We start from the raw sequence: 12,732 nt of genomic DNA, 5'->3' as shown, positions 1-12,732 counted from the left end.
GCCGTCTCATCGCGCGGAACGTTACCGTACCGCGATCAGACAACCACTTCGACGCACTCACCAGGCGGATTACCTGATACCCGTTCGGTCTCAAGAGCGTTCTGGAGGATCACCACAGCGGCGGCCTGGTCGATGACCGACCGGCCCTTCTTGGCGTTCTTGCCCGAGGCCCGCAGACCCTGGGCGGCGGTGACCGTGGTCATCCGCTCGTCCACCAGACGGACCGTCACGGGCTTGATGCCCTTGGCGAGTTCGCCCGCGAAGGCGCGCACCTTGGCCGCGGCCGGCCCCTCCCGCCCGCTGAGCGAGCGGGGGAGGCCGACCACGACTTCGAGGGGCTCGTACTCCTCGACGAGCTGCCGCAGCCGCCGGTGGGCGAACGGGATGTCCCGGCCCGGGACGGTTTCCACCGGTGTGGCGAGCACCCCGTCGGGGTCGCACGAGGCGACCCCGATCCGGGCGTCCCCGACATCGATGGCGAGCCGGCGGCCGCGGCGCAGTGTCATCGTCAGACCGTCTCTACGACGAGGCGCTCGACCGCGGCGATGGCCTCGGGCACGGCGGCCGGGTTCTGGCCGCCGCCCTGGGCGACGTCCGGCTTGCCGCCACCGCCGCCACCGAGGGTCTTGGCGGCCGTGCGCACCAGGTCACCGGCCTTGAGGCCGCGCTCGCGGGCCGCCTCGTTGGTGGCGATGACGGTGAGCGGGCGGTCGTTCGCCACGGTGAAGAGGGCCACGACGGCCGGGCGGTCGCCCGGGATGCGGCCGCGGACGTCGAGGACCAGCTTGCGCAGGTCGTCGGCGCCCGTGCCGTCCGGCACCTGGCCGACGACGAGGGCGACGCCGTGGATGTCCTGCGCGTTCTGGGCGAGACCGGCGGCGGCCTGGAGGACCTTCTCCGCGCGGAACTTCTCGATCTCCTTCTCGGCGTCCTTCAGCTTGCCGAGCATGGAGGCGATCTTCTCCGGCAGCTCCTCCGGACGGCCCTTGACCAGCTCCTGGAGCTGGGCGACGACCGTGTGCTCCTTGGCGAGGAAGTTGTACGCGTCCACGCCGACGAGGGCCTCGACGCGGCGCACGCCCGAACCGATGGAGGACTCGCCGAGCAGCTTCACCAGGCCGAGCTGGCTGGTGTTGCCGACGTGCGTGCCGCCGCACAGCTCCTTGGAGAAGTCGCCGATGGTGACGACGCGCACGCGCTCGCCGTACTTCTCGCCGAACTCGGCGATGGCGCCCTGCTTCTTCGCCTCGTCGATGCTCATGACCTCGGCGGTGACGTCGAGCTCGCGGGAGAGCACGTCGTTGATCTTCTGCTCGACGTCGGTCAGGACCGAGCCGGGGACGGCGTTCGGGGAACCGAAGTCGAAGCGGAAGCGACCGGGCGAGTTCTCGGAACCGGCCTGGGCGGCCGTCGGGCCCAGCGCGTCGCGCAGCGCCTGGTGGGTCAGGTGGGTGGCCGAGTGGGCGCGGGCGATGGCCCGACGGCGGTTGACGTCGATGGCGGCGTACGCGGAGGCGCCCACCGTCACCTCGCCGACCTGGACGGATCCCTTGTGCACGGAGACGCCGGGGACCGGCTGCTGGACGTCGCGGACGTTGATGATCGCGCCGGAGTCGAGCTTGATGCGGCCCTGGTCGGCGAGCTGGCCGCCGCCCTCGGCGTAGAAGGGGGTGCGGTCGAGGACGACCTCGACCTCGTCGCCCTCGGAGGCGGCGGGCGCGGAGACGCCGTTGACCAGGAGGCCGACGATGGTGGACTCGCCCTGGGTGGTGGCGTAGCCGGTGAACTCGGTGGCGCCGGCGTTGTCCGCGATCTCGCGGTAGGAGGAGACGTCGGCGTGGCCGGTCTTCTTGGCCTTGGCGTCGGCCTTGGCGCGGTCGCGCTGCTCCTGCATCAGGCGGCGGAAGCCGGCCTCGTCCACGGACAGGCCCTGCTCGGAGGCCATCTCCAGGGTGAGGTCGATCGGGAAGCCCCAGGTGTCGTGGAGCAGGAACGCCTTCTCGCCGGAGAGGACCTTGCCGCCGAGGGCCTTGGTCTCGGTGACGGCGGTGTCGAGGATGTTCGTGCCGCCCTTGAGGGCCTTCAGGAAGGCGGCCTCTTCGGCGAGCGCGACCGTCTCGATGCGCTTGCGGTCGGTGACGAGCTCCGGGTACTGCTGCCCCATCGTGTTGATGACGACGTCGACGAGCTCCTGGACCACCGGGCCGGTGGCGCCCATGAGGCGCATGTTGCGGATGGCGCGGCGCATGATGCGGCGCAGCACGTAGCCGCGGCCCTCGTTGCCGGGGGTGACGCCGTCGCCGATGAGCATGACGGAGGTGCGGATGTGGTCGGCGACCACGCGCATGGACACGTCGGTGTCCTTGGCCGCGCCGTACCGCACGCCGGTGAGCTCGGTGGCCTTGTCCATGACCACGCGCAGGGTGTCGGTCTCGTACATGTTCTGCACGCCCTGCAGGATCATCGCGAGGCGTTCGAGGCCGAGACCGGTGTCGATGTTCTTCGACGGCAGGTCGCCGAGGATCGGGAAGTCTTCCTTGCCCTCGCCGGCGCCGCGCTCGTACTGCATGAAGACCAGGTTCCAGATCTCCACGTAACGCTCGTCGTTGACGGCCGGGCCGCCCTCGACGCCGAACTCCGGGCCGCGGTCGTAGTTGATCTCGGAGCACGGGCCGCAGGGACCCGGGACGCCCATGGACCAGAAGTTGTCCTTCTTGCCCAGGCGCTGGATGCGCTCGGCGGGGACGCCGATCACGTCGCGCCAGATCGTCTCGGCCTCGTCGTCGTCGAGGTAGACGGTGATCCAGAGCTTCTCCGGCTCCAGGCCGTAGCCGCCGTCCGCCACGGAGCTGGTGAGCAGCTCCCAGGCGTACTTGATGGCGCCTTCCTTGAAGTAGTCCCCGAAGGAGAAGTTGCCGCACATCTGGAAGAACGTGCCGTGGCGGGTGGTCTTGCCGACCTCTTCGATGTCCGGCGTGCGGACGCACTTCTGGACGCTGGTGGCGCGGGGGGCCGGGGGCTTGGTCTCGCCGAGGAAGTACGGCTTGAAGGGGACCATGCCCGCGTTGACCAGCAGCAGAGTCGGGTCGTCCGCGATGAGCGACGCCGAAGGGACAACGGCGTGACCGCGCTCCTCGAAGAAGCTCAGCCAGCGGCGGCGGATTTCAGCCGACTCCATCAGTGGTCCTCATTCCGGTTGTACGAAAACTTCAGGGGGGTGGTCTTGTCGTTCTGGATGGCCCGCAGTCGCCGCGGCCCGGGCAGGGCGGTGACGTTGTCGGGCCGGTCGGGATCCTGGTGCAATCCCAGTGCGTCGTTCAGCTCGTCCTCGCGCTGCGTCATTCCCGACTTGACGTCGAGGGCGAAGTCCTTGAGGCGGTGTCCCGCCTCGACGGCCTTGTCGGCGGCCTGGGCGGCGAGGCTCTCCGGCGTCAGCTTCTTCAGCTTGCGGTTGACCTTGGTGGTGGCCCACACGCCGGCGGCCGCGCCGGCGGTGAACCAGAAGGCTCGGCGGAACATCGGAGGTCTCAGCCCTTCTGCTTCCGGCGGCGCGGCGCCGGCACGGTACGGCCAACGATCACGTTACGTCGGGACGTCTTCTGCGGCGCGTCCTGCGGGGTCTTGCCCAGCGCCTTGCGGACGCCGTAACCGAAGGCCGCGACCTTGACCAGCGGCCCGCCGAAGGCGGTCGCCACGGTGGAGGACAGTGCGGAGGCGTTGGAGGTGACCTCCTGGACGTCGCTCGCGATGGCGTCCACCCGGTCGAGCTGGGTGCGCGCGGAGCGGACGGTGGTGGAGGCGTCCGCCAGCAGCGGGACGGCCTGGTCGGTGACCTCGGCCACCAGCTTGGTCGTCGCCTTGAGCACCTGGGCCAGTCTCACCAGCACCACGGCCAGGAAGGAGACCAGGATCGCCCAGAAGACGGCCACGAGGATCCCGGCCACCTCTCCACCGGACACTTCACACCGCACTCTCGTCTGGACTTGAACTGCAAAAAGATTCGCCCTCCGACCCTATCGCGCCCGAGATCCCCGGCAGTACCGGAATTCGGGGACTGGCATGATCATCTTGTACGCAGCGCATACGGGCCAGTACCCTGCGTGTCCCATGCGACAGAAGACGGGCAATCTTCCCTCGGAGCTGGGCGGGTTCATCGGCAGGGGTGCCGAACTCGACGCGCTGGGGCGGCTTCTGGACTCCTCCCGGCTCGTGACCGTGACCGGCGTGGGCGGGGTGGGCAAGTCCCGGCTGGTGGTCGCCGCGGCCCGGGCCGCCGCCGAGCGGGACGGCGGAGCGCCGCAGGAACGCTACTGCGACGGGGTCTGGCTGGCCGAGCTGGCGGCCGTACGGGATCCCGCGCTGCTGGAGATCGCCCTGTCCGAGGCGCTCGGGCTGACCGACCACACCACCCGGCCGCCCCGGACCGTGCTGGCCGAGCACCTGGCGGGGCGTCGGCTGCTCTTGGTCCTGGACGGCTTCGAGCAGCTGGTCGACGCAACGGCCGAGCTGGTGCGGGAGCTGCTGCGCCGCTCCCCCGGTCTGCGGGTGCTCGCGGCCGGGCGGCGCCCGCTGGCCTTGGACGGGGAGCAGGCGTTCCCGCTGGCCCCGCTCGACGGGGAGGCCTCGCTGGCCCTGATCACCGCGCGGGCCTCGGCGGCGGACCCCGGGTTCCGGGTTTCCGGGGCGGACCGGGCGGCGCTGGCCGAGCTCTGCGCCCGCCTCGACGGCATCCCGCTCGCCCTGGAGCTGGCGGCTGCCCGGCTGCGCGCGCTGTCCCCCGCCCAGGTCCTGGCCCGTCTGGAGGACCGCTTCGCACTGCTGACGGGCGGTGCCCGCGGGGTGCTCCCCCGGCACCGGACGCTGCGCACGGCCATCGGCTGGAGCCACGAGCTGTGCACGCCCGCGGAGCGGCTGTTGTGGGCGCGGCTCTCGGTCTTCGCCGGACAGTTCGACCTCGATGCCGCCGAGTACGTGTGCGCGGGCCCCGACCTGCCGGTGGACAGCGTGCTCGACCTGGTCGGCGAGCTGCTGGCGCAGTCCCTCCTGGTCCGGGAGGAGTGCCCGACCGGGGTCCGCTACCGAATGCTGGAGACCGTACGGGCGTACGGGGCCGGGTGGCTGGAGTCGACGGGTGACACCGGGCGGCTGCGGCGGCGGCACCGGGACTGGTACATGGGCCTGGCGACCTGGTGCGAGACGGACTGGTTCAGCCCCCGCCAGCAGGAGGTGGCCGCGCTGGTGGAGGCGGAGCTGCCGAACCTGCGGCTCGCCCTGGAGTGCTGCCTGGACGAGCCGGAGGAGGCCCACCTGGGGCAGTACCTGGCGGGCACCCTGTGGTTCTACTGGGCGGGCTGCGGCCGGCTGACCGAGGGCAGGCACTGGCTGGACCGGAGCCTGGAGGGCCGGGGCGGGACGGCGGACGCGTACGAGCACTCGCGGCTCAAGGCGCTGTGGGTGCTGGGCTACGTGTGCGCCCTCCAGGGGGACGCGGTGGCCGCCACGAGCGCCCTGTACGAGTGCCGGGACGGCGCGGCGCGCAGCGGCAACGCCCTGGCCGCGGCCTACGCGGTGCACCGGCTCGGGTGTCTGGCGCTGGTGTCGGACGACATGGAGCGGGCCGGGGAACTGCTGGGTTCGGCGCTGGAGCGCTACCGGGACGCGGGCGAGCTGAACAGCAACGTACTGATGTGCCAGGTGGAGCTGGGCATGGCGCTGGCCTTCCAGGGGGAGCCCGCGGGCGCGCTGTCCCTGTGCGAGGAGGTCCGGGAGATCTGCGAGGAACGCGGGGAGCGCTGGACGAAGGCGTACGCCCTGTACGTGCTCGCGTACGCGGCCCTGGACGCGGGGGCCACGCGGGAGGCGCGGCGGCTGCTCACCGAGTGCGTGGAGATCAACCACGCCTTCCACGACCTGGTGGGGCTGGTGCTGGCGCTGGAGCTGCTGGCCCTGGTGACCGTCGCGGAGGGCGACGCGGCCGAGGCCGCGGTGCTCCAGGGGGCGGCCGAGCCGCTGTGGGAGGGGGTGGGGCTGCGGCTCTTCGGCTCTGGGTACTTCAACGCCCCGCGGCTCATGTGCCAGGAGCGGGCCGGCGAGGCGCTGGGTGCCGAGCGCTACGCGGCGTACGCGGCCGACGGCCGCGAGCTGAGCCGCGAGGCGCTGGTGGGACGCGCGCTGGAGGGGCCGGCCGGGGAGACGGGTTCCGTGCGGGAAAGCGGAAAACCCGCCGCCCCCCGGAGGGGACGGCGGGTTTCCACCAGCCTGTGAGGGCTACGCCTGCCGGAAGATCAGCGGGCGTAGTACTCGACGACGAGCTGCTCGTCGCAGATGACCGGGATTTCCTTGCGGTTCGGGTCGCGGTCCAGGCGGAAGGCCAGGGCCTTCAGGTTGACCTGCAGGTAACGGGGGGTCTCGCCCTCGCCTGCGTAGCCACCCTCACGGGCGACCTGGAACGGAACCTTCTCGCGGCTGCGCTCGCGCACGGTCACGACGTCGTCCGGACGGACACGGAACGACGGCTTGTCGACCTTGCCACCGTTGACCTCGATGTGGCCGTGAACGACCATCTGGCGGGCCTGGTAGATGGTGCGGGCGATGCCCGAACGCAGGACCAGGGCGTCGAGGCGACGCTCGAGCTCGACGACCAGCGCCTCGCCCGTCTTGCCCTCGGCCTTCTTGGCGCGGTCGTACGCGCGGGCCATCTGACGCTCAGAGATGTCGTACTGAGCGCGCAGACGCTGCTTCTCGAGCAGACGGACCTTGTAGTCCGAGTTCTGCTTGCGGCCACGGCCGTGCTCGCCCGGCGGGTAGGGACGAGCCTCGAAGTACTTGACGGCCTTCGGGGTCAGCGCAATGCCGAGGGCACGCGACTTCTTGACCTTGGGTCGCTTCTGGTTCACGGGGAACCTACCTCCATGTAAGTTAGGTGAGGCTTACCTTAGCGAGGAGGACGTAATGTCTCGACCACATGGGATCCCCCTGCCCAGTGCGCGCCGCAGTTCGGATTCCAACGAAACAGAATCCGCTTGCGCCGACGATAGGCAAGGTCAGCCGCGTCCCAGGGAAGGCGTTCGGCAGCTCACCGGAGCCGAACGCGTACGAACCCTCGTAGAGTCCAACGCCTCAGTATCCCTCACGCTCGTCGGTGCTCGTGACACGCACGGTTTCGACGACTTCGGGACAGGGATGCCGGTCGCACGGACCGTCACCCCGGACGGGGACGTGATTCTCCTTGTTTCCGGGGAATCCGCGGCTGCCAGGGCAGCCGCTCACGCCCAGGACGACGACCTCACCGCCGTGATCGAGATCACGGACGTGGCGCCGGTGTCCGTGCCACATCGTATCCGAGGCCGCGCCTGGCTGGCCGGGTGGCTGACCCCGGTGCGCGGGGACGACCGCACGGTGTGCGCGGCGCTGCTGGCGGAGCGGCAGCCGGTCGGCGAACTGCTCGGCCTCGCGGAGTCCCAGGACGCCCCTCACGCCGGGCGCCCGGCGTGGATGCTGCTCCGTCTGGAGGTCGGTGAGATCTCGGTGGACGACCTGTGGGGCGCCGAGCGCGTGGACCCCGACGATCTCGCGGCGGCCGAGCCGGACCCCCTCGTCGGCCACGAGGCGGAACTCCTCCAACACCTGCACGCCGCCCACGGCGACCGGCTCGGCGGACTGTCCGGCCTGCTGGGCCCCCGGGAGGCGGAGGGCATCAGGGCCGTCCCCCTCTCCCTGGACCGGCTGGGCCTGCGCGTCCGGTTCACGGGCAGCCCGGCCGGTTCGTTCGACGCCCGCTTCGACTTCCCGGAGCCCGTGGCGGACGTCTGCGGCCTGCGCCGGGCGATGCACACGCTGTTCTCGGCGGCGGCTCACTGAGGACAGGTGGCGAGCAGTTCCCCCAGCGCGAGCTTCTCGGGCGGGGTCACGGACAGGCGGTACTTCGCCTTGATGCCGGTGTAGCGGCGCCCGTACTCGCACCAGTACGCCCGGCGCGGCGGCTTCCACTTGTCGGCGGTCCTGCTGCCCTTGTCCTGGTTGGTCTGCTTGTCGACCGCGAGCAGTACGTCGAGGTCGTTCGCGTACTCCAGCCTGCGCTGCGCGGTCCATCCGTACGCCCCGGCCCGCCAGGCCGCGCCGAGCGCCACGACGTGGTCGGTCTGGATCTGCGAGGCGCGACGGTAGGAGTAGGGCAGCTCCTTGCCGGTGTACGGGTCGTGCAGCACGCCGGAGAGCACCACGCAGGGGTTGCGGTCGCCCTCGCGCAGCTCGCTCAGGTCCCGCCGCAGCACGTCGTCCCGGGTGTCGCACCCGTTGCGCCCGCCGACGGCGTCGGTCTCGTCCGACCAGGTGCGGCCGAACTCCTCCCTCTTGTACGTCTCCCAGTTCCGGCCCCACTCGACCGTGAGCTTCGCCAGCTGTGCCTCGGCGGTCCCGGGGGGCGGTGGGAACCCAGCACTGGCGAGCGGCACCTGTACGAAGGGTGCGGCCACCCGCGTGCCGGTGTGGTGGCATCCGGCGAGCAGCAGCGCCGCCACGGCGACGACCAGCGGAATCCGGTCTCCCATGCGGGGAGCCTAGGGCCGGGCCGCCGATCCGGCCCGGCCGACACGTCCGCCGCTGTGCGGGGCCGGTCCCCTCCCCCGCCCTTCCACCGTTCCCCGGGGCGCCGCCCCGGACCCCGCTCCCTCGGAGCTGCGCCCCGTGCCCGCCGGTGCGGCTCACCCCACGGCGCTCCGCGCCCGCGCTCACGCCCCGCGCAACCGCTCCCGGACCTTTTCCACCACGTCCGCGTAGCGGGCTTCCGCCCCGTACCGCGTCGGCTCGTAGTACCTCTTGCCGTGGACCTCGTCCGGCGCGTACTGCTGGGCGGCGATCCCACCCGGCACGTCATGGGGGTACACGTACCCCACCGCGTGCCCCAGCTTCGCCGCCCCCTTGTAGTGCCCGTCCCGCAGGTGCGTCGGCACCGAGCCCGCCAGCCCCGCGCGGACGTCGGCCAGCGCCGCCCCGATCGCGGTCGTGGCGGTGTTCGACTTCGGGGCCAGCGCCAGCGCGATGGTGGCGTGCGACAGCGTCAGCGCGGCCTCCGGGAAGCCGATCATCGCCACCGCCTGGGCCGCGGCCACCGCGAGCGGCAGGGCCGTCGGGTCCGCGAGGCCGATGTCCTCGCTCGCCGAGATCATCAGGCGGCGCGCGATGAACCGCGGGTCCTCCCCGGCCTCGATCATCCGCGCGAGGTAGTGCAGCGCCGCGTCCACGTCCGAGCCGCGGATCGACTTGATCAGCGCGCTCGCCACGTCGTAGTGCTGGTCGCCGTCCTTGTCGTAGCGGACCGCCGCCCGGTCGACGGCCTCCTCCACCGTCTGCAGGGTGATCTCGGCCTCGCCCTTGGCGATCGCCGAACCCGCCCCGGCCTCCAGCGCGGTCAGCGCCCGTCGCGCGTCGCCGCCGGCGATCCGCAGCAGGTGCGCCTCGGCGTCCGCCGGCAGGGTCACCGCACCGCCGAGGCCCCGCTCCTCCGTCAGCGCGCGCCGCATCAGCCCGCTCAGGTCCCCGTCCGTCAGCGGTTCCAGGGTCAGCAGGAGCGAGCGCGACAGCAGCGGGGAGATGATCGAGAAGTACGGGTTCTCCGTGGTCGCGGCGATCAGCGTCACCCAGCGGTTCTCCACCGCCGGGAGGAGGGAGTCCTGCTGCGCCTTGCTGAAGCGGTGGATCTCGTCGAGGAAGAGGACGGTCTCCTTGCCGTATCCGCCGGCCGCGCGCTTCGCGCCCTCGATGACGGCGCGGACCTCCTTCACGCCCGCCGTGATGGCGGACAGCTCCACGAAGCGCTTCTGCGTGGCCTGGCTGACCACGTACGCGAGGGTGGTCTTCCCGATGCCGGGCGGTCCCCAGAGGATCACCGACGAGGCACCGGCCGGTCCGCCGGCTCCCTCCCCCACCAGTCGCCGCAGCGGGGAACCGGGCTTCAGGAGGTGCTGCTGGCCGACGACCTCGTCCAGGGTGCGCGGGCGCATGCGGACGGCGAGCGGAGAACTCGTCGGGTCCTTCTCCTGGCGGTCTTCGGCAGCGGCGGTGAAGAGGTCTGGTTCCACACAGGAAGCCTATGCGAGGCCACCGACACTCCTCGCGGACCTCAGGAGGTCCAGAAGTCCCACCAGCGGGTCAGGATCAGCATCCCGATGATCCCGACGTGCAGTACGGGCGGCACCCACGCGAACTCGTCGAGGAAGGCCTTCAGCCAGCCCGGAGCGGGCAGCATCCCCTCGCGCACGTTGTGCGCGGTGACGTACCAGAACATGAAGATCGTCGCGACCCAGGCCAGGCAGCACCAGAGGCAGAGCGAGTTGATGTTGTACAGCGACTGGTACGTCAGCCAACCGCAGAAGACGACGCCGAAGAGCATGCCCGCGTTCAGGGTCAGCCAGTACCAGCGGCTGAACCGGGCCCCGGCCAGGATGCTCATGCCGACGCAGATCACGATCCCGTAGCAGACCAGCCCGAGCATCGGGTTCGGGAAGCCGAAGACGGCCGCCTGCTCGCTCTTCATGATGTTGCCGCAGGAGACGATCGGGTTCAGGCTGCAGCCCGGGGTGAAGTTCGGGTCCTCCAGCAGCTTGAACTTGTCGATCGTGATCACCCAGGCGGCGAGCAGCCCCAGGGCCCCCGTGATCACCAGCAGCAGGGCGAGCGCCCGGCTGCCGCCGATGGTGGTCCTCGGGGAGGTGTCCGCGTCCGTGCCTCGTGCCGTCATACCGCCCGCTCCACATCTGCAAGGTCAACAAGCACGGGTCATTGTGCCGTACGGCCCCGGGTGTCCACCGTTCGACGGGGATAAGGACCCGTGCACGGGGGGACCGGCATCGCGGATTCCGCCACACCATGTGGGACATGACACAGAACGCGGTGGAAGTACGGGGGCTTCGCAAGCGGTACGGCGAAGTCACCGCGGTGGACGGACTGGATCTGACGATCCGGCAGGGCGAGGTCTTCGGCATCCTCGGCCCCAACGGCGCGGGAAAGAGCACCACGGTGGAGATCCTCCAGGGTCACCGCGAGCGGGACGGCGGGGAGGTCAGCGTCCTCGGCGCCGACCCGGCGACCGGCAGCCGGGCCTGGCGCTCGCGGATCGGCATCGTCTGGCAGGACGAGTCGGCTCCCGCCGAACTCACCGTGCGGGAGACGGTGGAGCACTTCGCCCGCTACTACCCGGCGCCGCGGGACCCGGCGGAGGTCATCGCCCTCGTCGGCCTGGAGCAGAAGCGCGACCGGCGGGTGAAGGGCCTCTCCGGCGGTCAACGGCGGCGCCTGGACGTGGCGCTCGGCGTCATCGGCGACCCGGAGTTGCTGCTCCTCGACGAGCCGACCACGGGCTTCGACCCGGCGGCCCGCCGCCGGTTCTGGGACCTGATCCGGCAGTTGGCCGGCGGGGGCACGACCATCGTGCTCACCACCCACTACCTGGAGGAGGCCGAGGCACTCGCCGACCGCCTGGCGGTCGTCGCGCGCGGCAAGGTCGTCGCCGAGGGTGATCCCGCGGGGCTCCGGGCCCGCTTCGGCACCGGAGCCACCGTCGAGTGGACCGACGCCGACGGCGCCCCGAGGAGCGTGTCGACCGAGACGCCCACCCGTACGGTCGGCGAGCTCGCGGCCCGCTTCGACGGCGAGGTCCCGGGCCTGAGGGTGACCCGCCCGACCCTGGAGGACGTCTACCTGCGCCTCACGGGGCAGCTCACCGTGCCCGCCCAGTCGGGGGCGCCGGCGACGGACCGACGGGAGGAGGCCCTGTGAGCACGACCGCCAAGACCTCCCTTCCGCGCGCCTGGTCCCTGGGCCTGAGCCGGGGCGCCCTGGAGATCAAGCAGTTCGTCCGCCAGCGGGACGCGGTGATCTTCACCTTCGCCTTCCCCGTCGTCTTCCTCGCCCTCTTCGCGTCGATCTTCGGCGAGGAGTTCGAGGGCACCGGGGCGACCGCCTCCCAGATCTACGCGGCGGGCATGGTCGCCGCCGGAATCATGTCCACGAGCTTCCAGTCGCTCGGCATCTCCATCGCCGTCGAACGGGACGAGAAGGTGCTGCGCCGGCTGCGCGGGACCCCGATGCCCCCGGCCGCGTACTTCCTCGGGAAGGTCTGGATGGTGCTCGCCACCGGGCTGGCCGAGACCGCGGTCCTGCTGCTGGTCGGCTCCACCCTCTTCGGGCTCGACCTTCCCACCTCGGTCTCGAAGTGGCTCACCTTCGCGTGGATCTTCGTCTTGGGGCTGGCCGGCTGCGCCCTGCTGGGGATCGCCATCAGCAGCCTGCCCAAGTCCGGGAAGAGCGCCAGTTCCGTGGTGGTCCTGCCGTTCCTGATCCTGCAGTTCATCTCCGGCGTCTTCATCCCGGTCAACCAGATCCCCGACTGGCTGCTGAACATCGGCGCGCTGTTCCCGCTGAAGTGGATGTGCCAGGGGCTGCGGGGCGTGTTCCTGCCGCAGTCCGCCGCCGTCCTCGAACAGGCGGGCGACTGGGAGTACGGGAAGGCCGCCCTGGTCCTGGGGGCCTGGGTGGTCGGCGGTCTGGTGCTGTGCCTGCTGACCTTCCGGTGGAAGAACCGGCGCGACGGCTGAGGAAGGGCGGCGGAACCGCGGAAGGGCGGGTGCGGGGGGGGCGTACCCCCCCCCCCCCCGAGCCGCGGGGGTAAGTAAAGCCCGGCCGGCCCCGGCGGTGGGGACCCCCACGGCGCCGGGGCCCGCCCCCAGCGCGCCG

The 12,732-nt window shown here is 71.4% G+C and carries 12 protein-coding genes; 4 read left to right on the top strand and 8 right to left on the bottom strand.

The genetic code is table 11. The features are described from left to right. Positions 1-35 precede the first annotated feature (35 nt). Genes ruvX through ACFYZL_RS23330 form a run of 4 tightly spaced genes read right to left on the bottom strand, consistent with a single transcriptional unit; the run spans position 36 to position 3,959 of the window. Positions 36-506, bottom strand: a complete 471-nt coding sequence (gene ruvX / locus ACFYZL_RS23345) for a Holliday junction resolvase RuvX (protein WP_214940355.1) — start codon at positions 504-506, stop codon at positions 36-38. A gap of 2 nt (positions 507-508) precedes the next feature. Continuing rightward, positions 509-3,178: an alanine--tRNA ligase gene (gene alaS, locus ACFYZL_RS23340; protein ID WP_384748835.1), complete on the bottom strand. Its 2,670-nt coding sequence runs from the start codon at positions 3,176-3,178 to the stop codon at positions 509-511. Beyond that, complete coding sequence (locus ACFYZL_RS23335) at positions 3,178-3,519, bottom strand: DUF6167 family protein (RefSeq protein ID WP_376659571.1); 342 nt, start codon at positions 3,517-3,519, stop codon at positions 3,178-3,180. The genes alaS and ACFYZL_RS23335 overlap by 1 nt, the downstream gene beginning before the upstream one ends. A gap of 8 nt (positions 3,520-3,527) precedes the next feature. Further along, positions 3,528-3,959, bottom strand: a complete 432-nt coding sequence (locus tag ACFYZL_RS23330) for a DUF948 domain-containing protein (protein ID WP_376659570.1) — start codon at positions 3,957-3,959, stop codon at positions 3,528-3,530. Positions 3,960-4,107: 148 nt separating this feature from the next. Between ACFYZL_RS23330 and ACFYZL_RS23325 the strand changes: the two genes are divergently transcribed. Then, the gene (locus tag ACFYZL_RS23325) at positions 4,108-6,264 is read left to right on the top strand and encodes an ATP-binding protein (RefSeq protein ID WP_388681382.1); all 2,157 of its coding nucleotides are present in this window, start codon (positions 4,108-4,110) and stop codon (positions 6,262-6,264) included. A 20-nt stretch (positions 6,265-6,284) separates the two neighbouring features. On the opposite strand, the gene rpsD is transcribed toward ACFYZL_RS23325, so the two are convergent. Further along, a complete protein-coding gene (rpsD, locus tag ACFYZL_RS23320) occupies positions 6,285-6,896 on the bottom strand; it encodes a 30S ribosomal protein S4 (protein ID WP_150520470.1) in 612 nt (203 codons plus the stop codon). A 286-nt stretch (positions 6,897-7,182) separates the two neighbouring features. Here rpsD and ACFYZL_RS23315 point away from each other — a divergent pair, with 286 nt between their 5' ends. Further along, the gene (locus ACFYZL_RS23315; protein WP_388681379.1) at positions 7,183-7,860 is read left to right on the top strand and encodes a DUF2470 domain-containing protein; all 678 of its coding nucleotides are present in this window, start codon (positions 7,183-7,185) and stop codon (positions 7,858-7,860) included. Here ACFYZL_RS23315 and ACFYZL_RS23310 read toward each other — a convergent pair. The 3 genes from ACFYZL_RS23310 to ACFYZL_RS23300 form a co-directional block, all read right to left on the bottom strand. Then, on the bottom strand, positions 7,854-8,549 hold the full coding sequence (locus ACFYZL_RS23310; RefSeq protein WP_384748825.1) for an HNH endonuclease family protein: 696 nt from the start codon (positions 8,547-8,549) through the stop codon (positions 7,854-7,856). The genes ACFYZL_RS23315 and ACFYZL_RS23310 overlap by 7 nt on opposite strands. Positions 8,550-8,729: 180 nt before the next feature. Further along, positions 8,730-10,079, bottom strand: coding sequence for a replication-associated recombination protein A (locus ACFYZL_RS23305; RefSeq protein ID WP_384748822.1), 1,350 nt, complete (start codon positions 10,077-10,079; stop codon positions 8,730-8,732). 41 nt (positions 10,080-10,120) lie between these two features. After that, positions 10,121-10,738, bottom strand: a complete 618-nt coding sequence (locus tag ACFYZL_RS23300; RefSeq protein ID WP_388681375.1) for a vitamin K epoxide reductase family protein — start codon at positions 10,736-10,738, stop codon at positions 10,121-10,123. A 137-nt stretch (positions 10,739-10,875) separates the two neighbouring features. On the opposite strand from ACFYZL_RS23300, the gene ACFYZL_RS23295 reads away from it, so the two are divergent. Continuing rightward, on the top strand, positions 10,876-11,775 hold the full coding sequence (locus tag ACFYZL_RS23295) for an ABC transporter ATP-binding protein (protein ID WP_388681372.1): 900 nt from the start codon (positions 10,876-10,878) through the stop codon (positions 11,773-11,775). Further along, a complete protein-coding gene (locus tag ACFYZL_RS23290) occupies positions 11,772-12,593 on the top strand; it encodes an ABC transporter permease (RefSeq protein ID WP_388681369.1) in 822 nt (273 codons plus the stop codon). Before ACFYZL_RS23295 ends, ACFYZL_RS23290 begins: the two co-directional genes overlap by 4 nt. Positions 12,594-12,732: the final 139 nt, after the last annotated feature.

This window comes from Streptomyces sp. NPDC001717, from assembly GCF_042892775.1.
Lineage (GTDB): Bacteria > Actinomycetota > Actinomycetes > Streptomycetales > Streptomycetaceae > Streptomyces.
The sequence above is the reverse complement of the archived record's forward strand: the minus strand, read 5'-3'. Positions and strand labels throughout refer to the sequence as shown.